This window comes from Hoeflea ulvae, from assembly GCF_026619435.1.
Lineage (GTDB): Bacteria > Pseudomonadota > Alphaproteobacteria > Rhizobiales > Rhizobiaceae > Hoeflea > Hoeflea ulvae.
This window is the reverse complement of record NZ_JAOVZQ010000001.1, coordinates 1,697,014-1,721,086: the sequence shown is the minus strand read 5'-3', so window position 1 is coordinate 1,721,086 and position 24,073 is coordinate 1,697,014. Positions and strand designations below refer to the sequence as shown.

Annotated in this window: 20 protein-coding genes; 15 read left to right on the top strand and 5 right to left on the bottom strand. The window is 61.9% G+C overall.

Annotation, left to right across the window (positions count from 1 at the left end; genetic code table 11):
• Positions 1 to 64 precede the first annotated feature (64 nt).
• Together OEG82_RS08030 and OEG82_RS08025 are read left to right on the top strand one after the other, a co-directional pair.
• Positions 65 to 958: a LysR family transcriptional regulator gene (locus OEG82_RS08030; RefSeq protein ID WP_267611907.1), complete on the top strand. Its 894-nt coding sequence runs from the start codon at positions 65 to 67 to the stop codon at positions 956 to 958.
• 1 nt (position 959) lies between these two features.
• Complete coding sequence (locus OEG82_RS08025; protein WP_267611906.1) at positions 960 to 1,187, top strand: hypothetical protein; 228 nt, start codon at positions 960 to 962, stop codon at positions 1,185 to 1,187.
• Positions 1,188 to 1,340: 153 nt separating this feature from the next.
• Here OEG82_RS08025 and OEG82_RS08020 read toward each other — a convergent pair whose 3' ends face one another.
• From OEG82_RS08020 to OEG82_RS08010, 3 genes are all read right to left on the bottom strand, one after another.
• On the bottom strand, positions 1,341 to 2,132 hold the full coding sequence (locus tag OEG82_RS08020; protein ID WP_267611905.1) for an ATP-binding cassette domain-containing protein: 792 nt from the start codon (positions 2,130 to 2,132) through the stop codon (positions 1,341 to 1,343).
• 11 nt (positions 2,133 to 2,143) lie between these two features.
• Positions 2,144 to 3,472: a sugar ABC transporter permease gene (locus OEG82_RS08015; protein ID WP_267611904.1), complete on the bottom strand. Its 1,329-nt coding sequence runs from the start codon at positions 3,470 to 3,472 to the stop codon at positions 2,144 to 2,146.
• Between the two features lie 155 nt (positions 3,473 to 3,627).
• Complete coding sequence (locus OEG82_RS08010; RefSeq protein ID WP_267611903.1) at positions 3,628 to 4,656, bottom strand: substrate-binding domain-containing protein; 1,029 nt, start codon at positions 4,654 to 4,656, stop codon at positions 3,628 to 3,630.
• Positions 4,657 to 5,002: 346 nt separating this feature from the next.
• Between OEG82_RS08010 and OEG82_RS08005 the strand changes: the two genes are divergently transcribed.
• From OEG82_RS08005 to OEG82_RS07990, 4 genes are all read left to right on the top strand, one after another.
• The gene (locus tag OEG82_RS08005) at positions 5,003 to 6,235 is read left to right on the top strand and encodes an ROK family protein (RefSeq protein ID WP_267611902.1); all 1,233 of its coding nucleotides are present in this window, start codon (positions 5,003 to 5,005) and stop codon (positions 6,233 to 6,235) included.
• 59 nt (positions 6,236 to 6,294) lie between these two features.
• A complete protein-coding gene (locus OEG82_RS08000; protein ID WP_267611901.1) occupies positions 6,295 to 7,695 on the top strand; it encodes a di-heme oxidoredictase family protein in 1,401 nt (466 codons plus the stop codon).
• Positions 7,692 to 9,341 carry a CRTAC1 family protein gene (locus OEG82_RS07995; RefSeq protein WP_267611900.1) on the top strand — a complete coding sequence of 550 codons (1,650 nt, stop codon included), beginning with the start codon at positions 7,692 to 7,694 and terminating at the stop codon, positions 9,339 to 9,341. The genes OEG82_RS08000 and OEG82_RS07995 overlap by 4 nt, the downstream gene beginning before the upstream one ends.
• Positions 9,342 to 9,523: 182 nt before the next feature.
• Positions 9,524 to 11,152 carry a long-chain-fatty-acid--CoA ligase gene (locus tag OEG82_RS07990; RefSeq protein WP_267611899.1) on the top strand — a complete coding sequence of 543 codons (1,629 nt, stop codon included), beginning with the start codon at positions 9,524 to 9,526 and terminating at the stop codon, positions 11,150 to 11,152.
• 70 nt (positions 11,153 to 11,222) lie between these two features.
• Here the strand turns inward: OEG82_RS07990 and OEG82_RS07985 are convergent, their stop codons facing one another.
• Together OEG82_RS07985 and OEG82_RS07980 are read right to left on the bottom strand one after the other, a co-directional pair.
• Positions 11,223 to 12,308 (bottom strand): ABC transporter ATP-binding protein, encoded by a 1,086-nt coding sequence (locus OEG82_RS07985; RefSeq protein ID WP_267611898.1) that lies wholly within the window; start codon positions 12,306 to 12,308, stop codon positions 11,223 to 11,225.
• Between the two features lie 68 nt (positions 12,309 to 12,376).
• Complete coding sequence (locus OEG82_RS07980) at positions 12,377 to 13,147, bottom strand: IclR family transcriptional regulator (RefSeq protein WP_267614895.1); 771 nt, start codon at positions 13,145 to 13,147, stop codon at positions 12,377 to 12,379.
• Positions 13,148 to 13,527: 380 nt separating this feature from the next.
• Between OEG82_RS07980 and OEG82_RS07975 the strand changes: the two genes are divergently transcribed.
• The 9 genes from OEG82_RS07975 (at position 13,528) to OEG82_RS07935 (ending at position 24,022) form a co-directional block, all read left to right on the top strand.
• Entirely contained in the window at positions 13,528 to 14,769 is a 1,242-nt protein-coding gene (locus OEG82_RS07975) for an ABC transporter substrate-binding protein (RefSeq protein WP_267611897.1), read from the top strand.
• Between the two features lie 108 nt (positions 14,770 to 14,877).
• The gene (locus tag OEG82_RS07970) at positions 14,878 to 15,810 is read left to right on the top strand and encodes a carbohydrate ABC transporter permease (RefSeq protein ID WP_267611896.1); all 933 of its coding nucleotides are present in this window, start codon (positions 14,878 to 14,880) and stop codon (positions 15,808 to 15,810) included.
• Positions 15,810 to 16,658: a carbohydrate ABC transporter permease gene (locus OEG82_RS07965; protein WP_267611895.1), complete on the top strand. Its 849-nt coding sequence runs from the start codon at positions 15,810 to 15,812 to the stop codon at positions 16,656 to 16,658. Before OEG82_RS07970 ends, OEG82_RS07965 begins: the two co-directional genes overlap by 1 nt.
• 16 nt (positions 16,659 to 16,674) lie before the next feature.
• Positions 16,675 to 18,720, top strand: coding sequence for an alpha-galactosidase (locus OEG82_RS07960; RefSeq protein WP_267611894.1), 2,046 nt, complete (start codon positions 16,675 to 16,677; stop codon positions 18,718 to 18,720).
• 84 nt (positions 18,721 to 18,804) lie between these two features.
• A complete protein-coding gene (locus tag OEG82_RS07955) occupies positions 18,805 to 19,575 on the top strand; it encodes an SDR family NAD(P)-dependent oxidoreductase (protein WP_267611893.1) in 771 nt (256 codons plus the stop codon).
• Positions 19,572 to 20,504, top strand: a complete 933-nt coding sequence (locus OEG82_RS07950) for a 2-dehydro-3-deoxygalactonokinase (protein ID WP_267611892.1) — start codon at positions 19,572 to 19,574, stop codon at positions 20,502 to 20,504. The genes OEG82_RS07955 and OEG82_RS07950 overlap by 4 nt, the downstream gene beginning before the upstream one ends.
• The gene (locus tag OEG82_RS07945) at positions 20,501 to 21,139 is read left to right on the top strand and encodes a 2-dehydro-3-deoxy-6-phosphogalactonate aldolase (protein WP_267611891.1); all 639 of its coding nucleotides are present in this window, start codon (positions 20,501 to 20,503) and stop codon (positions 21,137 to 21,139) included. Before OEG82_RS07950 ends, OEG82_RS07945 begins: the two co-directional genes overlap by 4 nt.
• A complete protein-coding gene (locus OEG82_RS07940; protein WP_267611890.1) occupies positions 21,136 to 22,029 on the top strand; it encodes an SMP-30/gluconolactonase/LRE family protein in 894 nt (297 codons plus the stop codon). Before OEG82_RS07945 ends, OEG82_RS07940 begins: the two co-directional genes overlap by 4 nt.
• Positions 22,030 to 22,048: 19 nt before the next feature.
• Complete coding sequence (locus tag OEG82_RS07935) at positions 22,049 to 24,022, top strand: beta-galactosidase (protein ID WP_267611889.1); 1,974 nt, start codon at positions 22,049 to 22,051, stop codon at positions 24,020 to 24,022.
• The last annotated feature ends 51 nt before the right edge of the window (positions 24,023 to 24,073 follow it).

The following is a 24,073-nucleotide window of genomic DNA, read 5'->3' as shown; positions in this document are numbered from 1 at the left end:
AAACCGGAACCGGACAAGTGGCGGCATCCCTGCTTCCCGCCTCCTTTCTGAAAGCGGCACTGGCATGAACTGGGATGACATAAGGGTATTTCTCGCAGTCGCCCGGGCCGGGCAGATCCTGGCGGCGGCAAAACGGCTGGGCATCAACCACGCCACCGCTGCGCGGCGGATCACCGCGCTCGAGACCGCGCTGGACGCGCAGCTGATCGTGCGTCGTACCAATGGCTGCGGTCTGACCGGCGAAGGCGAGGCCTTTCTCGCCCATGCCGAACGCGTCGAAGCCGAGATGATGGCCGCGCAAGCCAGCCTCGGCCGCACCGACAGCGCCATTTCCGGCACCGTGCGGATCGGCGCTCCGGATGGTTTCGGCGTTTCCTTCCTGGCGCCAAGGCTTGGCGCGCTGATCGCCGCCCATCCCGATTTGCGGCTGCAACTGGTGCCGGTGCCGCACAGTTTCTCGCTGTCACAGCGCGAAGCCGACATCGCCATCACCATCGAGCGCCCGGCTGAAGGCCGGCTGGTGGCGCGCAAGCTGGTCGATTATTCGCTGTCGCTCTATGCCTCCCGCGCCTATCTCGAAGCCCACGGAACGCCGGCGCATGCCGATGATCTCAAGAGCCACCGGCTGATCAGCTATGTCGAGGACCTGATTTTCTCGCCATCGCTGCATTTCACCCGCGACATCCTGCGCAACTGGACGGCGCAGTTCGAGATCTCCAGCGCCACCGGGCAGACCGAAGCTGTGCGCTCAGGCGCAGGCATTGCGGTGCTGCATGATTACATCGCCGGGCTCGACCCGGACCTGGTGCGCCTGCTGCCCGAGCACCGCATCGAACGATCCTATTACATGGTCTATCACGAATCCGCCCGTGACCTGGCGCGGGTGCGCACGGTGGCCGACCACATCTCCACGGTCGCCCACGAGCACAAGGCCCGGTTCTTTCCGACCGACAGATAGAGTGCGCGAAACCGCCCGGACGGCCATTCATGTCCTTGAAAAACAAAACGCCTGCCAGATTGAAACCTGGCAGGCGTTCTTATGTCGTCGCGATGTCCTGACCGGTGCTTGGGAGGAGGATCCCGGTGCAGATCATCTCGACTTATGCCATGCCGAATTGGGAGGAGGAGAAGTTCAGCATGGCGTTGAACTCAATATGGGACCGTTCATGCTGCATTGCAATAAGTAATTCGAGATTTTTTTATCTTTTGATAAACTTGCGTAAATTCCTGTCACACGGCGTGTTTTCACTGCGATGGAGGCGGCGCATACCGGCCGCAGGGCTGCATGATATCGCAATGCAACAAAAAACCGGAGCGCGAGGCTCCGGTCTTGTGTCTGGTCAGGCGGTTTGCAGCGCGCCCGGCCCCGGTATCGCGCCGGGGGGACATTTTCCCATGATGATCATGCCAAGGACTTCGTCCTTGGTGACATCCGAGGTCTTGGCGTGACCGACGATCTGCCCGTTCTTCATGACACTGACCCGGTCGGCGAGATCAAACACGTCATGGATATCGTGGCTGATCAGGAAAATGCCGAGACCTTCCTTTTTCAACTGCTTGATCAGGTCTGCGACCTGTTCTGTTTCCTGCGGGCCGAGTGCCGCGGTCGGCTCATCCATGATCAGGATGCGGGCATTGAACAGGATCGCCCGGGCAATGGCCACCGACTGGCGCTGTCCGCCGGACAATTTGCTGACCGGCTCCTTGAAGCGCTGAAAGTTCGGGTTCAGCCGTCCCATCACCTTGCGGGCCTCGACTTCCATGGCGATGTCATCGAGCGTGCCCCAGGCGGTCTGGAGTTCGCGGCCAAGATAGAGATTGGCGGCAGCGTCGACATTGTCGGCAACGGCCAGCGTCTGGTAGATCGTCTCGATGCCGTAGCCCTTGGCATCGCGCGGGTTTTCGATGTGGGCTTCCTTGCCCTCGATGAAGATCTTGCCGGAGTCGCGCTTGTAGGCACCCGACAGGATCTTGATCAGAACCGATTTACCGGCGCCATTGTGACCCAGCAGGCCGACCACTTCTCCGGGAAAAAGGTCCATCGAGACATGGTCCACGGCCTTGATGCCGCCGAAGGCTAGTGAGATGTCCCTGAGCTCGACCAAGGGCGTCTTTTTGGAAATGTCTGACATGGTGGTTCTCCCTACTTCGCCCGGCGCCGGTACATGGTGTCAACCCAGACGGCGAAGACGAGCACGCTGCCCACCACCATCTGCTGAATAGCAGCATCAAATCCGATCAGCACCATCCCGGTCTGCAAGGACTGCATCACCACCGCACCCAGGATCGCGCCATAGATGGTGCCGACACCGCCGGCAAAGGATGTTCCGCCAATCACAGCAGCGGCGATCACGTAAAGTTCGTCAAGCGTGCCGAGATTGTTGGTCGCCGAATTTAGCCGGGCACTGGCGATCACCGCCGACAATCCGCACATCAATCCCATCAGGGCGAAGATCTTGACCGTCACCCAGCGGGTGTTGATGCCGGCAAGTTCTGCCGCTTCAGGGTTGCCGCCGATCGCAAACACATAGCGCCCGAAGCGGGTTCGCGAGGTCAGGAAGGTCATGAAGATGCCGACGCCCATCAGGATCAGGACCGGAATGGCAAAGCCGTGCGAGATGTAGATCTCGTTGGCCGGAGTCTGGATGTTGTTGGCCTCGGCATATTGCCTGACGATGCCGATCGGCCAGGGATAGGCATTGACCAGAAGCACGAAGCCGATGGTGACGCCGCAGCCGACCAGACCGAGGAAAATCTCCGCCCACATCGGGCGCAGGGGAAAGGCGTAGTGATTGCGCTGCCGCCGGCCGACCACCAGAAGCGCGATGATCCCGATGCAGATCAGAATGCCGACGATCCAGCTGCCTGTCGCCCCGATGGCGCCATAGGGCCCGCCGCCAAGCAGCGTGAATGTGCTGTCCACCGGTGAAATGGTTTCGCCGCGCGCCAGCAGGAAGGCGGCTCCGCGCCAGACCAGCAGGCCGCCCAGCGTGACAATGAAGGCCGGTATGCCGAGATAGGCGATCAGATAGCCATGAAATCCGCCGATTGCGGCGCCGATCAGCAAGCCGCAGATCACGGTGATGATCCAGATCATCGGATGGCCGAGGCCGAGAAATTCCGGCAGGATCCAGACCTGGATGATGGCCATCATCATGGCGCAGAAGCCGAGAATGGAGCCCACCGAGAGGTCGATGTGCCGGGTGACGATGACGAGCACCATGCCCGTCGCCATGACCCCGATCGAGGCGGTTTGCACCGACAGGTTCCACAGATTGCGCGGCGACAGAAATGCGCCGCGGCCAATGACGACCGCGCCATAGACATGGAACCCGATCCAGATGATCAACAAGGCCGCAATCATGCCCAGCAACCGCACATCAACCTCGGTTGCGCGCAGGAATCTCGTGAACAGATTTTCGTTCTCAACGCGGCCAGCGCCGGCGGTTGTCTTTTTTGCTGCTTGGCTCACCGGAACTCCCCCAGATTCAGACTCATTGGCTCTTCTTGGGGCGGAACCGCAGCAATGGCCGGCATCAGCCAGGGACCGTTACCGGTTCCCACCCACAAAGAGCAGCCTGCGCTGGCGATACACGCCAGCGCAGGATATTTTCAGGATTCGTCAGATCAGCAACCGCTGACACCGTCCATGGCGCCTTCGCAGACCTTGTCCTTGGCGATGTGTCCGGCCTCGATGACAACGTCGATGTTGTTCTTCGTGATCGGGGTCGGCGCCAGGAAGATGGCGTTCATCTCGACGCCCTTGGCGCCACCGGACCATTTTACGGCACCCGGGATGTCTGTCATCGACTTGCCTTCTGCCAGCATGCCGGCGATGTCGCCAGCGGCCTTGCCGAGTGCGCGTGCGTCCTTCCAGACAGACACGGTCTGGGTTCCGCGGGCAACGCGGTTGAGGGCTGCATGGTCGCCATCCTGGCCACCGACCGGAATGTTGAGACCCTGCGCGGACAGCGCTGCGATCACGCCACCGGCCATGCCGTCATTTTCGGCCAGAACCGCATCGACCTTGTTGTCGGCAGCGGTCAGGATCTGCTCCATGTTCTTCTGCGCATTGTCAGGCTTCCAGCCATCGGAGAATGCTTCGCCGACGATCTTGATCTTGCCGGATTCCACATCAGCGCCGATGACTTCCATCATGCCTTCAAGAAGGAACAGCGCGTTCGGATCGCCCGGGTCGCCCTTGATGATGGCGAAGTTGCCTTCAGGCTGCACGGCGGTGACTTCTTCAGCGATGATGCGGCCAACGCCCTTGTTGTCGAATGTCAGATAGAACGCGCGATCGTCTTCGATCAGGCGGTCATAGCCGAGCACCGGAATGCCTTCGGCAGCAGCCTTGTCGACTGCCGCACCAACGGCGCCGGAGTCAACCGACAGGATCACCAGAGCATTGGCGCCCTGTGCGATGAGGCTTTCCACATCGGTGAGCTGCTTGGCGGCGGACGCCTGCGCATCAGCGGAAATATAGGTGTCGCCATTGGCCTCGATCGCAGACTTCATGGCGCCTTCGTCAGTCTTCCAGCGCTCTTCCTGGAAGTTCGACCAAGACACGCCAATCACCATATCCTTGGCAAAAGTCGCAGTCGACATGGTGAGCGCGATAGCCGAACCGGCCATCAGATGGATAATGGATTTCATGTTGTCCTCCCAAGGAAATAACCTGCCGGACGGGGCCTCCCCTGCCCGGTCAATAGTTAACTGCACGAACCGAATTTAAAAGGCAAGCTTTTTCTCGACAGTCGAGAAAATTGGTGGCAGGGTTCCCCGGCGCTGCAAACCTCGACCGGGTGCAGGCCCAGGGAGGAGTCTGGTCCGTGTCTGTTGAGACCGGAGATGACGGTCGGGGATGGACAGTTACGCCAGCGGGATGCCAATCCCCTTGCGGCATAGGGAGGAGACGCATGCAGGGCGCAGGCCACGGAGCCTGACTGTCATGCTTGAGGAGCGGGAGTGACATTGCGGACATGACCGGACTGCGGCACAGATGCTGACCAAGTCCAGCACCGAGCTCATACGCCAGCAGAACCGTGCGCTTGTGCTGGAGGCTCTGCGCAGGCAGAGCGGACAGGCGCACACCGATCTTGCACTTGCCACCGGGCTCGCGTCTGCGACCGTCTCGGCGATCACCCATGGGCTGGAAAACGAACGGGTGATCGAACGGTCCGAAGCCCCGCCGGCGGGAGGCCGCGGACGGCCGCGCATCCTGTTCCGGCAACGCCGCGCCGCAGCCTTTGCCGCCTTTGTGCGGATCTCCTCCGACATGTTTCAATATTCGATGGTCGACTATTCAGGCACCCTGATCGACCGAATCGAGGAAAAGCGTGACGAAACCGGCCAGAGCGTCGAGGCCTTCGCCGATGACATCCGCGCGGCGCTTCAGCGACTGACCGATCGGACCGGGGTGTCGCGCGATGATCTGAAAGCCATATCGGTCTCGTCGAAGGGGCTGGTGGCCGATGACAACAGCTCGCTGCTGTGGTCGCCGGTGCTGGGCAGCCAGCAGGTCGACATGCGCAAGATGCTGGAGCCGGACTGGGACGCCAAGATCACGCTCAGCCACGAGAGCCTGCTGGTGGCCAGCGCCCTGCACACCGCGATGAGCCAGCAGGCCAGCCATCCGATCCCGCGTCTGGCGGCATTGTCGCTTGGACACTCCATCGGTCTCGGTGTCGTGCATGCCGAGACCTCGGAGACACCGCTGGCCCGGGCTCCGGGATTTGGCCACATGATCCACACCCATGGCGGCGCGCTGTGCCGCTGCGGCTCGCTTGGCTGCATCGAGGCCTATGCCGGATTCTACGCGATCCTGCGCACCGCTTTCGAGGTGCCGCCCAACACCATTCCGGCCAGTTTCGTGCCGTTCAGCGAAGTCGAAAAGATTGCCGTGCTCGCCCGCCGGGGCGACCGCATGGCGGAATTCGCCTTTCGCCAGGCGGGCACCGCACTCGGCAACGGGCTTGCCCGGCTGATCAGCCTTCACGGCAAGATGCCGGTCGTGTTCACCGGTCCGGGCATACGGTTTCTCGACCTGATACGGCCCGGCATCGACCTGGGCCTGTCAGCATCGCTGGGGGTGCGGATCGAAGGTCCGCCGGAAATTTCAGTGTCAGCCGACGAAGAACGCCTCGTCTTCGAAGGCCATCTCAATCACACAATGGCGGCGATTGACCGCGATGTCATTGCGGCGAAAATAGCGGGGCAAGGGGGAGCAGAATGATGATCTCGACACTGCGAAAGCGATTTCCACATCGCCCTGGCGCGTTTGGCGCGTTGAAAATGGGCGTGATCGGCGGCCTGCTCGGCGCGGCACTTGTGCCGGCGGTTGCGGACGAGCCCTGGGCCGAACGGACCCGGGCACTGGGCATGATCGGCGAAATGCCGACCGGAACACTGTCGAACCAGGAGCTGACACGCCTGAGAACAGCCGGTGAAGAGCTGTTCGGCGCGCATTTCACCACGCTTGACGGCGTCGGCCGGCCCCAGGCAACCCAGGCCATCGACCCGACGCGGCGAAAGCATCCGCGCGAGCAGATCTTCATGCGCACGGCCGGTCCGGACGCGGGGTCCTGTTTTTCCTGCCACAACCAGCCCGCCATTGGCGGCGCCGGCGATTTCGTCGCCAATGTCTTTGCCTCGGAAGGGTTCGAGAGCGCCGATTTCGATTCACTTGATCCGCAGTTTTCCAGCGAGCGCGGCACCAACCATATCTTTGGCGCCGGACTGGTGGAACTGCTGGCGCGGGAGATGAGCCGCGAACTCCAGTCCGTCCGCAGCGCCGCGCTGTCGCAAGCCCGCGCGGAAGGAACCACCGTGCGGCTTCAACTGGTGTCCAAAGGCATCGAGTTCGGCTTCATCTCGGCGGATGCCGACGGCTCGGTCAATCTCGATGAACTCGACGGCGTCGACACAGACCTGGTCATTCGCCCCTTCAGCCAGAAGGGGGTGATGACGTCGCTCAGGCAATTCACCATCAATGCGCTCAACCACCACCACGGCATGCAATCGGACGAACGCTACGGCGCGCGCTGGACCGGGTCGAATGATTTTGACGGCGATGAGAAATCCTCGGAGATTTCCGCAGCCGATGTTTCGGCGCTTGTCGCCTGGCAGGCGACGCTGCCGGTTCCGGTCCGCAATATTCCCGACATTGATGGCTGGGCCGAAGCATCGGACCGCGGCGAGACGGTCTTCGGCGAGCTCGGCTGCACCACCTGTCACCGCCCTGCCCTGCCGCTGGAAAGCCTGTCATTCTCCGACCCCGGACCATTTGACATGGCCGGCACACTCAATGACCGGCAGGTTGGCACGACAGCAATCTACGACATCACCTTGATGGACTGGGCCAAAGTCCTGCCGCGCGACGATCAGGGCCGCGTGCTTGTGCCCCTGTTCGGCGATCTCAAGCGACATGTGATGACCGACAACCAGATCGATGCGCTCGGCAACGAGCTTCTGTCCCAGCGCTTTGTCGAGCGCAATATATTCCAGACCGCGGAACTCTGGGGGATCGGCTCGACCCAACCCTATGGGCACCGCAATGATTTCAGCAGTCTCGATGACATCATTCTCGCCCATGGCGGATCCGGACGCGCAGCCCGCGACGCCTATGCCGCTGCCCCCGACGCCGACAAATCGGCACTGATCGCGTTTTTGAAAACCCTGGTGATTGTCCCATGATGCACACACGCACACTCCTGACCCTGGGCGCCGTCTGGCTTTCGGCCTTGTCCTCACCGGTTGGCGCGCAAACCAGTTTCACCGCCGACATACCGATCCTGAGCGAGGAAGCCGAAAGCGCCGGCATCATCCACAGCTACACCGGAGGCTGGGAATTCTTCGTCGGCGGCGGTGCGGCCAGCTTCGACTGCAATGGCGACCGTCTTCCCGATCTGGTGATGGCCGGCGGCGCCAGTCCGGCGCAGTTCTTCGTCAATGAGAGCAAGGCCGGCGGGGCGCTGGCCTTCAAGCCGATCGAGACCGGGCTGGAGCCGGAAGATCTCACCGGCGTGCTCGGAACCTATCCGCTGGATATCGACAATGACCGGCACATGGATCTGGTGCTGCTGCGGCTGGGCCGCAACATGGTGCTCAAGGGCGGGCCTGATTGCAGTTTCACCAAGGCCAATCGCGCCTTCGGATTCGACGGCGGCCGGGCATGGTCAACAGGGCTGTCGGCGACATGGGAAAAGGGCAACTCTTTCCCGACCATCGCCATCGGCAATTATGTTGACCGGTCCGCGCCCGGGACACCCTATGGCACTTGCGAGCCCAACCAGCTGCTGCGCCCACGCCCGGGCACGGAGCCCGACTATTCCGAACCGTTGCGGCTGGAGCCCGGCTATTGCTCGCTGTCGATCCTGTTCACCGACTGGAACCGCACCGGGCGGCCGGACCTCCGGATCACCAATGACCGGCAATATTACCGCGGCGGCGAGGAGCAATTGTGGGAGATGTCGGAGGGACGCCCGCCGCGGCTTTATTCCAGTTCGCAAGGCTGGCAGCGGCTGACCATATGGGGCATGGGAATCGCCGAAACCGATTTCGACGCCGATGGCCTGCCCGAATATGCGCTGACCTCGATGGGTGACACCAAGCTGCAGAAACTGGATGACGAAAGCGGCGAGGACCGCCCGACCTATCGCGACATCGCCTTTGAAATGGGGGCCACGGCACAGCGGCCCTATACCGGCGGCGATTCCAAACCCTCGACCGGCTGGCACAGCCAGTTTGCCGACATCAACAACGATACCCTGACGGATCTGTTCATTGCCAAGGGCAATGTCCAGGCGATGCCGGATTTCGCCCAGTTCGATCCGGACAACCTGCTGCTGGGCGGGTTTGACGGGGTGTTTCACGAAAAGGGCATGGAAGCCGGAATCGCGCGGGACACGCGCGGACGCGGCGCGGTTGTCGATGATTTCAACATGGACGGCATGCTCGACCTGCTGGTCGTCAATCGCGAGCACCCGGCAAGCCTGTTCCGCAATCTCGGCGCCAAAACCGACTGGGGCAACCGGTCGATGGGCAACTGGGTGAAGATCGAACTCGACAATGGCAAGATCAATCCGCACTCCGTCGGCTCGCTGATTTCCGTGCGCACCGGCACGCGCACCCAGACCCGCCGCATCCAGATCGGCGGCGGCCATGCCTCGGGTCAGGCCGGTTTCACCCATGTCGGGCTTGGCGTTTCCGAACGCGCCACCATCCGGGTGCAATGGCCGGACGGCGAGTGGAGCCATCCCTACCGGGTGTTTGCCAATCAGCATGTGCGGATCATCCGCGGCGAAGCCAATGCGCGCTACTGGTATCCGGCACCGCAATGAGAGCCGGGCACACAGCCGACTGCACCATGCAGGAGTTCGACCTGCGCAATCCGCGGAGCGAATTTGGCTGATCGCGTCGCGCAGCCATCAAAACCCGCCCGAACGATAGAATGATGTTGTCGCCGGCCCCGATAAAGCCCTATTGTTTCAGCGAGGAAGAGGACGAATAAAAGGGGAGATTCATGCTAGGAATGATGCAGGACTGGCCGCTTCTTTGCCACAAGGTGATCGACCATGCGGCAACCTATCACGGCCAGAGGGAGGTTGTGTCACGTTCGGTGGAGGGTCCATTCCACAGAACCAACTATGCGCAGGTCCGCGGCCGCGCGATGCAGCTTGCGCAACGGCTCGACCGGGACGGCTACGGCGTTGGCGACCGGATTGCGACCATGGCCTGGAACACCTGGCGGCATCTCGAAACCTGGTACGGGATCCTGGGAGTCGGGTCGATCTATCACACGCTCAATCCGCGGCTTTTTCCCGACCAGATCGCCTGGATCATGAACGACGCCGAAGACCGGGTACTGTTTGTCGACCTCACCTTCGTCAAGCTGGTCGAGGTGATCGCGCCGAAGGTGCCGAGCCTCGAGCGTATCGTGATTCTCACCGATGACGCGCATATGCCGGAAACCTCGCTCCAGAACGTGGTGTCCTACGAGAGCTACATCGCGGAAGCCGACGGCGATTTCGCCTGGGTCGATCTCGATGAAAGAACCGCTGCCGGCATGTGCTACACATCGGGCACGACCGGCGACCCGAAAGGCGTGGTTTATACCCACCGGTCCAATGTGCTTCATGCAATGGCCGCGCTTCAGCCGGACATGTTGAACCTGTCGTCGCGTGACCGGCTGATGCCGGTTGTTCCGCTGTTTCATGCCAATGGCTGGTCGACAGCATTTTCCGGACCGATGTCGGGCTGCGCCATGGTGATGCCGGGCGCGGGCATGGACGGCGCCTCGATCTACGAAATCCTGACCCAGGAGAAAGTCACGATCACTGCCGCAGTGCCGACGATCTGGCTGATGCTGCTGCAGCACATGGAAAAACATGGCGGCTCGCTGCCGGATCTCAAACGGGTGGTGATTGGCGGCTCGGCCTGCCCGCGCGCGATCACCCAGGCGTTCCAGGATACCTATGGCGTGGAAGTGATCCACGCCTGGGGCATGACGGAAATGAGCCCGCTTGGAACCATATGCTCGGTCAAGCCGGAATATGCCCATCTCGAAGGCGCGGACAAACTCGACCTCCAGGTCAAGCAGGGCCATCCGCCGTTCACGGTCGAGATGAAGATCACCGATGACGAGAACCAGGAGCTGCCCTGGGACGCAAAGACCTTCGGCCGGCTCAAGGTTCGCGGTCCGGCGGTCTCGTCATCTTACTACAAGGGCCGTGGCGCCGAACAGTTCGACGCGGAAAACTGGTTCGACACCGGCGACGTGGCCCATGTTGATCCCCATGGCTATATGCAGATCACCGACCGGGCCAAGGATGTGATCAAATCCGGCGGCGAATGGATATCCTCGATCGAGATCGAAAACCTTGCGGTCGGGCATCCGGAGGTGGCCGAAGCCGCCGTCATCGGCGTGGCACACCCGAAATGGGACGAACGGCCACTGCTGGTGATTGTGGTCAAGGAAGGCCAGTCGCCGTCCAAGCAGTCGCTTCTGGAATTTCTCGAAGGCAAGATCGCCCATTGGTGGATGCCCAATGACGTGGTGTTCGTGGATGAAATCCCGCACACCGCGACCGGCAAGATCCAGAAAACCGCGCTGCGCGAGCAGCTCAGGGACTACGCCTTCCCGATCGACTGACCGGATAATGACGCCTCAATAAAGCCCGAGAGCAGTTGTGCTTTCGGGCTTTATCATGTGAACCGGAGGATCAGCGCAGACGCAGGCCCAATCCCGTATCAAACAGGAAGGCCCGCGCGGGATCGAAACCGGTCGTGAGCACCTCGCCTTCGCGCGCCTCGCGGTTTTCGCGGATTTCGATGGTCAGCGGTTGCTCGAGATGCGACCGCGAATAGGCAAAGGACGATCCGCCGAGATGTTCGATCACATCGATCGGCATCGAGACCTGGACGCTGGCAGCCGCGTCGAAATGCTCGGGCCGGATGCCGAGCTGCAACGCGGTGCCCAGCTTCGGATGGGGGCCGCGAACTGTCATCGGCACGTCGATCGCATCAAGATCATCGAGCCGCACGGTCAGGGTTTCGCCATCGGAGCCGGCGACGGTGGCGGGCAGGAAATTCATCCGCGGCGAGCCGATAAAACCGGCGACGAAGGCATTGTCGGGATCGTCATAGAGCGAAAGCGGCGAACCGGTCTGCTCGATGACGCCGGCGCGCAGCACGACGATCTTGTCGGCCAGCGTCATGGCTTCAACCTGGTCGTGGGTCACATAGATCATGGTGGCGCCGAGTTCCTTGTGCAGCTTGGCGATCTCGAGCCGCATCTGCACCCTCAGTTCCGCATCAAGGTTGGACAAGGGCTCGTCAAACAGGAAGACCTCCGGCTGCCGCACGATGGCGCGGCCGATGGCGACACGCTGGCGCTGCCCGCCGGACAGGGCCTTGGGCTTGCGTTTGAGCAGTTCGTCGAGATGCAGAATGGATGAGGCGCGAGCGACGCGCTCCTTGATCTCGGCGGCTGGATGGCCGGTCATCTTCAGGCCGAAGCCCATATTCTCCTCGACCGTCATATGTGGGTAAAGCGCATAGGACTGGAACACCATGGCGACGCCGCGATCGGCCGGCTCGACATGGGTGACATCCTTGCCGCCGATCGACAGATTGCCGCCGGTCGTCGCCTCAAGCCCGGCAACCAGGCGCAGCAGGGTCGACTTGCCGCAGCCGGAAGGGCCGACAAAGACGGTGAATTCGCCGTCCTCGATGGTCAGATCCACACCGTGGATGACATCGACATTGCCAAAAGATTTCTTCACTTGATGCAATTCAAGACCAGCCATGACACTCCCTTTCACAACCCCCGGCTCGAGCCGGTTGCCGGCGACCAGGCGGCCGCCGCTCCCAAAAATCAGGTGCGCGGTCCCAGCCGCGCGCCCATATCGTCCATTATCCCTCTGGCCGCGTCGCGCACCAGCACGGCCCAGCTTTCGAGCAGATCCGTGGAAATCCTGTAGGCCGGGCCGGTCACCGAGAGGCCGCCGACGAAACTTCTGTCAGCCGAATAGATCGGCGCGGCCACGCAGCGGATGCCGGGCTCATGTTCTTCACGGTCATAGGCATTGCCGCTGAGCCGGATCGCCTCGATCTCGCTCAGCAACGCTTCGGGTGTGACCAGCGTCGAATCTGTGAAGCGGCGAAACTTGATGGTGGCGACGACGGCGCGAAGCTCGGCGTCCGGCAAGGCCGACAGCCCGGCCTTGCCGACACCTGTGCAATATACCGGTGAGGCATTGCCGATCTGCGAATACATCCGCACGGCCTGGCGGCTTTCGACCTTGTCGAGATAGATCACCTCATTGCCGCGCAGCACGCCCAGATGGACGGTTTCGCCGGTGAGGTCGTGCAGAATGCGCAAATGCGGCTCGGCAATGACGCGGAACTGGTTGCCGGCCCAGGCCTTGGCGGCAAATTTGAGCAGGCGGATCCCGACCGAATAGGAATGGTCGCGGCCCAGCGACAGCAGTCCCTCTTCAACCAGATTGGAGAGCTGGCGGTGCAAAGTGCCGCGCGGCTGGTTCGACACGGCAAGGATGTCGGTGAAGCGCATCGGCTCCTCCGCGGAGGCGACGATGTCGAGCACGTCGATCGCCTTGCCGAGTGTGCCGGTATCGACCCGGATGCGAACGGTCTCCCCGTCGGCCGTTTCAACGGCGCCTTTGTCTGCGCTTTGTTCCACCTGGCTCCTGCCCCTCCCTGTCCTGTCCGGTTCGCCCCACGGCTCCGGCTCCGCACCTGTTGCGACTTGCCCGGTTCCCCCGCCGCCTGCAGCCGCCCCAACCCGAAGCGCCGCAATATGACCTCCCGGCATTGCACCTTGACAATCTCTATATCATAGGATGATAATTCTAAATAGTCAAATTGCGTTCCAAATACCGGAACTTCAATTGACGCTGTCGGGGCGGTCTTGGAGGATTGCCTGCCCGGCGGATGCAGCGGCCGGTGTTCACACCCCGCGACCGAGGGAACGGCAGTCTGGTCAACACTTGGGAGGTTATCCATATGAAGCATTCGTTCAAAACCACGCTGCTGTGCTCGGCCGCGATCGCCCTGATGGCGACGCAGGCAATGGCGGAACAGCGCACGCTGAAATATTACGCCGACTTCGACCCGGCGCCGCTGGCTGCCTTCGAGGCAGTGATTGCGGAATTCGAAGCCGCCAATCCCGACATCGACGTGGTGTTGCAGAATTTCGACCATGAGGGCTACAAGACCTCGATCCGCAACTTTCTGTCAGCTGATTCACCGGATCTGGCCAACTGGTATGCCGGAAACCGCATGGCGCCCTTCGTCAATTCCGGTCAGTTCCAGGACGTCTCCGACGTCTGGACCGACAACAATCTCGGCGAGAGCCTGGCCTCGGCCAAGGGCTCGATGACCATTGACGGCAAGCAGTGGGGCATCCCCTACACCTATTACCAGTGGGGCATCTACTACAACAAGGACGCCTACAAGCAGGCCGGCGTGGAAGTGCCCACGACCTGGGCCGAGTTCATCGACAATTGCGCCAAGTTCAAGGAAGCCGGCATCGATTGTGTGACCACAGGCACCAAGGCGCTGTGGCCCGGAGCCGGCATCTTCGACTACATGAACCTGCGCACCAACGGCTACGACTTCCACATGGAACTCACCGCCGGCAAGGTTGCCTGGACCGACGACCGTGTGAAGAACACTTTTGCCGAATGGGCCAAGCTGGTCGAACCCGGTTACCTGACTGCCAACCATGCCGCACTTGAGTGGCAGGATGCAGCCTCGCTGCTGGTGCAGGGCAAGGCCGCCAACTATGTCATGGGCAACTTTGCCGTGGCCGTGTTCAAGGACGGCGGCATGACCAATGACACGCTGGGCTTCATGACCTTCCCGGAAATCACCCCGGGCATCCCGCGCGGCGAGGAAGCACCGACCGACACCATCCATATCCCGGCCGGTGCCAAGAATGTCGATGACGCCAAGAAGTTCCTGGCCTTCATCGCCACCGCGGACGTGCAGACCAAGCTCAACGAAGCGCTCGGCCAGTTGCCGATCAACAACCAGTCCAAGGTCGGCGACGATCCGTTCCTGCAGGCCGGTTTCGAAATGCTCTCGACGGCTGACGGCGGCATCGCCCAGTTCTTCGACCGTGACGCACCTGCCGAAATGGCCAAGATGGGCATGGAAGGCTTCCAGGAATTCATGGTCAAGCCGGAGAATGTCGACAAGATCCTCGAGCGCCTCGAAAAGGCGCGCCAGCGTATCTACAAGTAAGCCAGACGACCGGGCGGCGTCATCTGCCGCCCGGTCGCACTGTTTCCGCCCGAGACGACCGGCTAGTCCGGCAATGTCCCTGGGGGCGGGCGGCACTGGGAGGCAGCCATGACAGGTTCAGCGACAGCAACATCTGCCGGAACGCAAGGCGACACGCGCGGATACTGGAAGAAAAACCAGCGATCCCTGGCGCCGTGGATCTTTCTCGCGCCCGGCATCGCGATGTTTACGCTCTATGTCATCTATCCGATCATCGCCTCGATGTGGCTGAGCTTCTATGACTGGGACGGGCTCGGCACAAAGACCTGGCTCGGTTTCGAGAACTACATCGAGCTCTTCGATGACGACGCCTTCTACACCTCGCTGTACAACAACATCATCTGGCTGGTTCTCTACATGCTGGCGGTTCCGGCGGGACTGTTCGTGGCGCTGTTCCTCAACCAGACCGTCACCGGCATCCGCATCTACAAATCGCTGTTCTTCTTTCCCTTCGTCATCAGCCAGGTCGTTGTCGGCCTGATCTTCTCCTGGTTCTACGCGCCGAATTTCGGCCTGTTCTACAATCTGATCGAATGGGTCACCGGCACTGGGGTCGCCGTGCTTGCCGACGACCGCTACGTCACCTATGGCATCATTGCCGCCGGGCTGTGGCCGCAGATCGCCTATTGCATGATCCTGTATCTGACCGGCCTCAACAATGTCGCACCCGACCAAGTGGAAGCCGCCCGGCTCGACGGCGCCCGGGGCTGGAAAATGCTCTGGCATGTCATCCTTCCGCAACTCCGGCCGGCCACCTTCATCGCCGTCGTCGTCACCGTCATCGGCGCGCTCAGGTCCTTCGACCTGGTGTCGATCATGACCGATGGCGGTCCCTATGGCTCCTCCCGCGTGCTGTCGTTCTACATGTATGAACAGGCACTGTCGGAATATGGCTACCGGATGGGCTACGGCGCGGCGATCGCGGTCATTCTCTTTGCCATCATGATGATCTTCATCTCCGGATTCATCTGGAAGATGGTCCGCGACGAAAGGGGCGTGTGATGTTTCCCATTGCCATCGAAAAGGCCTCCCCCGCCACGCAAATTCTCTACAAGCTGGCATTGCCGGTCGCGCTGATCCTCTGGCTGTTGCCGTTGCTGGGTGTCGCCATGACTTCACTGAAGCCGTCGAGCGACCTGGCAGCCGGCAATTATTTCGGGCTGCCGAGCTATCTCGCCTTCTCCAATTATGCCGATGTGTTCACCAATTCGCCGATCGCCAGCTACATCATCAATTCCTTCAAGGTGACGATCCCCACCGTGATCGGCGCAGTGGCAATTGCCTGCCTGTCCGGCTTTGCGCTGGCGGTCTACCGCTTCAAGATGAACCTGGTGATCTTCTTCCTGTTCGTGGCCGGCAATTTCGTGCCGTTCCAGATCCTGATGGTGCCTGTGCGCGATCTCACTGTGTCGACCGGGCTCTACAACACCATCACCGGGCTGGCGCTGTTTCACATCGCCTTCCAGTCCGGCTTCTGCACGCTGTTCATGCGCAATTTTATCAAGGGCCTGCCGTTCGAGCTGATCGAATCCGCCCGCGTCGAGGGCGTCTCCGAATTCCGGATCTTCTGGTACATCGTGCTGCCGCTGATGCGCCCTGCCATCGCCGCCTTGTCGGTTCTGGTTTTCACTTTCATCTGGAACGACTATTTCTGGGCCACGGTGCTGACCACCAGTGCCGAGACCCAGCCGGTGACGGCCGGGCTCTATTCGCTCAACGGCCAGTGGATCGCACAGTGGCAGCTGGTTTCGGCCGGTTCGATCATCGCCGCGATGCCGCCCGTGCTGATGTTCTTCCTGATGCAGAAGCATTTCATTGCCGGGCTGACGCTCGGGGCGACAAAGGGCTGAGATGACAATCGCGGAGATGCCAGACTTTTCCGTCACCGACACGTGCCGGCTTGATGGAGGTGACCGCACGGCCGTCTTCGCCAGCTTCGACAGCGGCGTGCCGTGCCTTGTGCATTTCGGCGCGGTACTGCCAAGCGCGGATGATCTTGCCGCACTGGCGATTGCCACCATCCCCAACGTCGGCGCCGGCCAGATCGATCCGTTTCAGCCGTTGACGCTGTGCCCGCTGGCAATCACCGGCTGGCAGGGCCATCCGGGCATGATCCTGCAGAACGCCGATGGCCGTGATTATTTGGCCAATCCGAAGCTGGTTTCGACAGATGCCGACGGCACCCATGGTGTCCGCTTCACGCTTGCCGATCGCGGCAAGGACGACGGTGTGAAGCTTGTGATATCGGCCCGGCTCGATCCCGGCACCGACATCCTGCATCTGCAACAGACGCTGAACTTGCCCGAGGGGATGAGCTGCAGCTGGCTGGCGGCCCCCGCGGTCCCCGCCCCCACCGGAATGGGTCGCATCATCGATCATACCGGCCGTTGGTGCGGCGAGTTTCAGCGTCAGGAAACCCGGTTTTGCATCGGAGCGCATAGCCGTGAGAGCCGCGAAGGCCGCACCGGCCATGCCCATTTTCCCGGCGTGACGCTGGCAAGCCAATCCACCGGAGAACACAGCGGCGCCTGCCTTGCGGCAACGCTGGCCTGGAGCGGCGGCCACAGGATGCTGGCCGAGGAACTGCCCGACGGGCGCAGGCAGGTGCAGTTCGGTGTGCTTGATGATGGCCTGGCCCGAGGCGACATCGCATCGCCCGAACTGCTGCTGGCCTGGTCGAATGACGGTCTGAACGGTGTCTCCCGGTCCTTCCACCGGCATCAGCGCGCCATCCAGGCTCCGGTCAATGCGCGGCGCGGACGCGAACCGCATCCGGTGCACTACAATTGCTGGGAGGCGGTCTATTTCCGCCATGACCTCAGCGAACTCAAAGCCATCGCCTCGCGGGCTGCCGCTCTCGGCGCCGAGCGTTTCGTGCTCGACGACGGCTGGTTTCGCGGCCGCAACGACGACACGTCTAGCCTCGGCGATTGGCAGATCGACTCTGCGAAATTCCCCAACGGCCTCAGCCCGCTGATCGATCACGTCCATACCGAGGGCATGCGCTTCGGGCTGTGGTTCGAGCCCGAAATGGTCAACCGTGACAGCGACCTGTTCCGGACCCATCCGGAATACATGCTCGGCCCCGATGATCAGCCCAGCGGCCGCAATCAGCATGTGCTCGACATGGCCAACGCCGACGTCCGGGCGCATCTGTTTGGCCAGATTGACGCTATCCTGTCATCGCATGCCATCGACTATGTCAAATGGGACCACAACCGGCCATTGACCGGCGGCGGGCCGGAGCAGGCACGCGGGTTTCTGACGCTGCTCGGCGATCTTGTGCGCGCCCACCCGGATGTGGATTTTGAAAGCTGCTCCTCGGGCGGCGGCCGTATAGATTTCGGCGTTCTGGAGCTTGCCAGCCGGGTCTGGCTGTCGGATTCCAACGACGCGCTGGAACGGCTTCGCATGCAGCACGAGGCCAGCCGCTGGATTGCACCGGAGGTTCAGGGTTCGCATGTCGGCCCGCGCCATTGCCACACTTCGGGACGGATCCTGTCGATGTCGCTCCGCGCCTGGGTGGCGGCGCAGCGGCACATGGGCTTCGAGATGGATCCGCGCGAATTGACCTCCGAGGAGGCCGCGACCCTTTCCCGGGTGACCGGCTGGTGGAAGCGGAATCGCGATTTTCTGTTTTCGGGCACCTTGCACCGTCTTGAAAGCGACGACACCGAAGTCTTCGCCGAAATGACGGTGGACTCTGGCGCAGACCGGTTCATCCTGTTTGCCGGACAGGCGGGCGCATCGGCACAGATTTTCCAGCGGCCGCTGATAGCTGCAGGGCTTGACCCGGACGCGGTCTACGAGATCAAACTGGTCAATCCCGAAGATGTCAGCCCGCGCGCCAACCGCCGCGTCGTCGACGCCTTGACCGAGGGGGAACGGTGCGGTTGTCCGGCACCTTCCTGATGAACCACGGGCTGCGGCTGCCGAACGCGCAACCAGCCTCGATGACCGTGATTGAAGGCCGCCGGATCGGCGCAGGAGAGCAGGATGATTGAGCAAACCACGATATTTCCCGACCTTAAGGGCGCTTCGGTGCTGATCACCGGCGGCGGCTCCGGCATCGGCGCGGCCCTGACCGAGGGCTTTGCCCGGCAAGGCGCGCGGGTTGCCTTTATCGATATCGCCGTCGCGGCCAGCCAGGCGCTGGTTGACGGGCTTGCCGGCCAGGTCGATCACACACCGCTGTTTCTGGAGGCTGACCTCAGCGACCTCGGCCAGTTGCGCAATGCCTGCGCCAAGGCCGATGAGGCTCATGGCGCGGTTACCGTGCTGGTGTCCAATGCCGCACTCGACGACCGCCATGATCTCCTTGAGATGAGCGACGACTATTGGGATGCCAATCAGGCAATCAATCTCAGACCGGCAGCCTTTGCCGCCCAGGCGGTGGCGCCGGGCATGATTGAAGCCGGCCATGGCGCCATCGTCAATTTCACCTCGACGTCCTACATGCTCAATATCGGCAACATGCCGTCCTACACCGCGGCAAAAGCCGGCATTGTCGGGCTGACCAAGGGGCTTGCCGGACGGCTTGGTCCGCACGGCATCCGCGTCAACGCGATTGCGCCGGGCTGGGTAATGACCGAGCGGCAAAAGCAGCTCTGGGTGACGGAGGATGGCTTGAAGGCGATGATCGACCGCCAGTGTCTGAAGGAAGCCATCCAGCCCGAGGACATGGTCGGGCCATGTCTGTTCCTGGCTTCCAGCGCCGCACGCATGATCACCGCGCAGGTGCTGATTGCCGACGGAGGCATGATGTGAGCACAACCCCCTGCCTTGTTGCCGTCGACTGGGGCACCTCGAGCTTCCGGCTCTGGTTGATGTCCCGGGACGGCACTGTGCTGGCCGAACATCGCAGCAATGAGGGCATGAGCGAAGTGGCAGCACGCGGCTTCGAACTTGTGCTGGAAAGCCATCTCAGCACCTTGGCGGTCGCGCAAGATATTCCGGTGGTGATTTGCGGCATGGCCGGATCGCGGCAGGGATGGGTCGAAGCCGGTTACATCGACATCCCGGCAGACCTCACCATCATCGGCCAGAATGCGACGGTGGTGAGAGATGCCGCGCGAAAAATCATCATTCTTCCCGGCCTGGCGGTGCGCAATGTGAGCGAACCCGATGTGATGCGTGGCGAGGAAACACAATTGCTTGGCGCACATCTCGAGATGCCGGGCGGAAACCGTTACTGCATGCCCGGCACGCACTCGAAATGGGTCAGCATGGACGGCGCCAGCGTCACCGGGTTCGAAACCTTCATGACCGGCGAGCTGTTTGCCACGATCAGCGCCAAGACCATTCTTGTGCACTCGACCGGCGGCAAGGGTGGGGTCGATGCGAATGATCCGGCTTTCCTGACTGGTGTGCGCGACGGCTGGACCCGGCCCGAGAAAACCACCCATCATCTGTTTTCGATCCGCGCCGGACAATTGCTGTATGATCACGGACAGGATGAAAACCGGGCGCGGCTGTCCGGCTTGCTGATCGGAACGGAATTTTCCGGCGCCGGCGTGCGCGGCGGTGAACATATCGGGCTGGTGGCAAGCGGCGCCTTGCAGCGGCTTTATCACGCCGCACTGTCGGAGTGCGGTGTTACGGTGCGCGATATCGATGCGGACGTCGCGGTCCGGCGCGGCCTGATTGAATCCTGGCAGCATTTTTCCAACACGAGCGGAGATCGACAACGCCCATGATACGGATCAAATTTCCCTCCATGAAGCGCAGCCTGGTTGCGATCCTGCGCGGCATCAAGCCGGAAGAGACCGCCGATATTGTCGACGGACTGATGGCTGCGGGGTTCACCGCGATCGAGATCCCACTCAATTCACCCGATCCGTTCCGGTCGATCGAGATCGCCGTCAAGCGCGCTCCGAAAGATGTACTGATCGGCGCAGGCACCGTGCTGAGCGTTGAGGATGTTGACCGGCTCAATGGTGTCGGCGGCCGCCTGATGGTCAGTCCCAATGTCGACAGAGACGTGATCGCGCATGCCGCCTCGCACGGAATGGTGACAATGCCTGGCGTCTTTACGCCGACCGAAGCGCTCGCCGCCTGTGCTGCAGGCGCCTCGGCGCTCAAATTCTTTCCGGCAAGCGTGCTTGGACCATCAGGCATCAATGCCATAAAGGCGATCCTGCCGAAGGATGTGCCCGTCGGCGCGGTGGGCGGGGTTTCCAATGATGATTTTGCCGCCTATGCCGCGGTCGGCGTCAAGACTTTCGGCCTCGGCTCGAGCCTCTACAAGGCCGGCATGGATGCCACGGAGGTGTCGCGGCGCGGCGAAGCTGCAATTGCGGCCTTTGATGCGCTGGCGGAGGCCGGGCTGTGAGCGTTGAGACCGTCCTCCATTCAGGCTCGACACTGAACAACGCGCCCGCCTGCCTTCTGGGCGAAGGGCCGACCTATGATCCGCATAGCGGGACGGCCTGGTGGTTCGACATTCTTGGGCGCAAGCTCGTTGAATATGTGCTGGCATCGGACAGCGCCACATTCCACGAACTGCCGGAGATGGGCAGCGTTCTGGCGCGGGTTGACGGTGCGCGGCAGGTCATTGTCACGGAGACCGGCTTGCATCTGCGCCATGTCGCGACGGGCAAACTGGAAAGGATCACTCCGATTGAGGCGGACAATGCCGTCACACGGTCCAATGACGGACGGGTTCACGTCTGCGGGGCCTTGTGGTTCGGCACCATGGGCAAACACGCCGAACACGGCGCGGGCGCAATCTACCATGTGGCGCGCGGTGTGGTGACCCGGCTCTATGACAGCGTCTCCATCCCCAACGCGATCTGCTTTTCACCGGACGGCAGCATTGCCTATTTCACCGACACGGCGGACGGCAGGCTGATGCGCGTGGCCATCGATCCGGCAACCGCGCTGCCCGTGGGCGAACCCATGGTGTTTTTCGATCATCGCGGCGGCGATGGCGGGCTCGATGGCGCGGTCTGCGACCGGGACGGCATGATCTGGAACGCGCGCTGGGGCGCCGGCTGCGTCGACGCCTATTCGCCGGAAGGCAAGCGGGTCACCTCGCTCAAGGTTCCTGCCGGCAGGACCACCTGTCCAGCCTTTGTCGGTCCCGATGCCGATCGCCTGCTGGTCACATCCGCCAGCGAGAACATGTCCGCGGAGCAGCTTGCGGCAGATCCCGGCGCCGGTTCGACCTTCCTGCTCGAGCATCCGGTCAAGGGCCGCTTCGAGCCCGACTATATCCTCTGACCCTGAAGAAAGTGCCGCAATGCAACGCACACTTGGTGTTTGCTATTACCCTGAACATTGGCCCGAAACCCGATGGGCTGAAGACGCCGCACGCATGGCGGCGCTCGGACTGACATTCGTGCGCATCGGCGAATTTGCCTGGTCGCGGCTTGAGCCCAAACGCGGCGCCTATGATTTCGACTGGCTGAGGCGCGCAATCGACACGCTGCATGCGGCAGAATTGAAAGTGGTGCTGGGCACGCCGACGGCGACGCCGCCGAAATGGCTGGTCGATGAAATGCCCGACATGCTGCCGGTGGGCGCTGACGGGCTGGTGCGGAAATTCGGCTCGCGCCGGCACTATGATTTTTCCCATGACGGCTATCTTGAGGAATGCAAGCGGATCACGCTGGCCCTGGCAAAAGCATTCGGCACCCATCCGGGTGTCGTCGCCTGGCAGACCGACAATGAATATGACTGCCACAACACCACGCTGTCCTATTCCCCTGCCGCGCGCAGTGGGTTTCAGGCCTGGCTGCAGCAGAAATACCAGTCCCCTGACGCGCTCAACCGGGCCTGGGGCAATGTCTTCTGGTCAATGGAAGTATCGGATTTCGACGAGATCGAATTGCCCCACCTGACAGTCACCGAGGCCAATCCGGCGCATGTGATGGACTTCCGACGCTATGCCTCTGACCAGGTGGTGCGTTTCAACAAGGCGCAGGCTGACATCATCCGGGCGCATTCGCCGGGGCGGGACGTGATCCACAACTTCATGGGCCGGACGCTGGCCTTCGATCATTTCGATGTTGGTGCTGATCTCGACATTTCGAGCTGGGATTCCTATCCGCTCGGCTTTCTCGAGGACCGCTCCGACCAGGGGGACGCGTGGAAGCAGAGATTTGCCCGCGCCGGCGACCCGGATTTCCAGGCCTTTCACCATGATCTCTACCGTGCCACCTCGAAGGGCCGCTGGTGGGTGATGGAGCAACAGCCCGGCCCGGTGAACTGGGCGCCGCACAACCCGGCGCCGCGCGACGGCATGGTGCGGTTGTGGAGCTGGGAGGCGTTTGCCCATGGCGCGGAAACCGTGAGCTATTTCCGCTGGCGGCAGGCGCCGTTTGCGCAGGAACAGATGCATGCCGGCCTGCTGAGGCCGGATTCGAGCGAGGCGGAAGGGTTTGACGAGGCGGCACGAGTAGCCGACGAACTCGGACAGCTGGATACAGTGCTTGATGAGATGCCGGACAAGGCCGACGTGGCGATTGTCTTTGACTACCCCTCCGGCTGGGCCTGGGAAATCCAGCCGCAGGGCCGCGAATTCGACTATTTCCGGCTGGTGTTCGACTTCTACCGTGCCCTGCGCAAACTGGGACTGTCCGTGGACATCATTCCGGCCAGCGCGCCGCAGCTCGACGGATACCCGCTGGTTGTCATTCCCGGACTGTTCACCTGGTCCGAAAATCTTGTGGCCGAAATCCGCGACTGCAAGGGGCAAGTGCTGATTGGCCCGCGGTCCGGCTCGAAAACCTCTGACTTTGCCATTCCCGATGGGCTACCACCTGGCCTGCCGCGCGATGTCCTAGATATGCGCGTCACCCGCATTGAAACCTTGCGGGCGGATACACCGGTGCAAGTGACCGAGACTGGAACATTCCAGTTCTGGCGAGAGTTTCTTGAGACCGGAAGCGATGCCGAGACAATTCTGAGTGCCGATGACGGTGTGCCGGCCTTGGTCAACCAAGGCAATCTGCATTATCTCGGCGGCTGGCCCGATCAGGCCCTGATGCGCAACGTCCTGTCCAACCTCGCCAAGGAGGCCGGTCTGGTCACACGGGACTTGAATGACGGCGTCCGCCTGCGCCGGCACGGCGGCCATGTCTTCGCGCTCAATTATGGCGCAAGCAGCTTTGATCTGGCGGAACTGGGCTGGACTGGAACGCCGCTGCTGGGCGAGCTTGTGATAGAGCCGTCAGAAGTGACGATCATGGCAGTTTCTGATGCAGGATATTGAGAGCGAAACACGAGCAACGGTGGAGGACGACAAAGGAAAACGCCGAGGCCG

Coding starts and splice junctions, on each gene's coding strand:
- OEG82_RS08030 (WP_267611907.1), top strand. CDS start 65: ATGAACTGGGATGACATAAGGGTATTTCTCGCAGTCGCCCGGGCCGGG.
- OEG82_RS08020 (WP_267611905.1), bottom strand. CDS start 2,132: ATGTCAGACATTTCCAAAAAGACGCCCTTGGTCGAGCTCAGGGACATC.
- OEG82_RS08010 (WP_267611903.1), bottom strand. CDS start 4,656: ATGAAATCCATTATCCATCTGATGGCCGGTTCGGCTATCGCGCTCACC.
- OEG82_RS08005 (WP_267611902.1), top strand. CDS start 5,003: ATGCTGACCAAGTCCAGCACCGAGCTCATACGCCAGCAGAACCGTGCG.
- OEG82_RS08000 (WP_267611901.1), top strand. CDS start 6,295: ATGGGCGTGATCGGCGGCCTGCTCGGCGCGGCACTTGTGCCGGCGGTT.
- OEG82_RS07995 (WP_267611900.1), top strand. CDS start 7,692: ATGATGCACACACGCACACTCCTGACCCTGGGCGCCGTCTGGCTTTCG.
- OEG82_RS07990 (WP_267611899.1), top strand. CDS start 9,524: ATGCTAGGAATGATGCAGGACTGGCCGCTTCTTTGCCACAAGGTGATC.
- OEG82_RS07985 (WP_267611898.1), bottom strand. CDS start 12,308: ATGGCTGGTCTTGAATTGCATCAAGTGAAGAAATCTTTTGGCAATGTC.
- OEG82_RS07975 (WP_267611897.1), top strand. CDS start 13,528: ATGAAGCATTCGTTCAAAACCACGCTGCTGTGCTCGGCCGCGATCGCC.
- OEG82_RS07970 (WP_267611896.1), top strand. CDS start 14,878: ATGACAGGTTCAGCGACAGCAACATCTGCCGGAACGCAAGGCGACACG.
- OEG82_RS07965 (WP_267611895.1), top strand. CDS start 15,810: ATGTTTCCCATTGCCATCGAAAAGGCCTCCCCCGCCACGCAAATTCTC.
- OEG82_RS07960 (WP_267611894.1), top strand. CDS start 16,675: ATGCCAGACTTTTCCGTCACCGACACGTGCCGGCTTGATGGAGGTGAC.
- OEG82_RS07955 (WP_267611893.1), top strand. CDS start 18,805: ATGATTGAGCAAACCACGATATTTCCCGACCTTAAGGGCGCTTCGGTG.
- OEG82_RS07945 (WP_267611891.1), top strand. CDS start 20,501: ATGATACGGATCAAATTTCCCTCCATGAAGCGCAGCCTGGTTGCGATC.
- OEG82_RS07935 (WP_267611889.1), top strand. CDS start 22,049: ATGCAACGCACACTTGGTGTTTGCTATTACCCTGAACATTGGCCCGAA.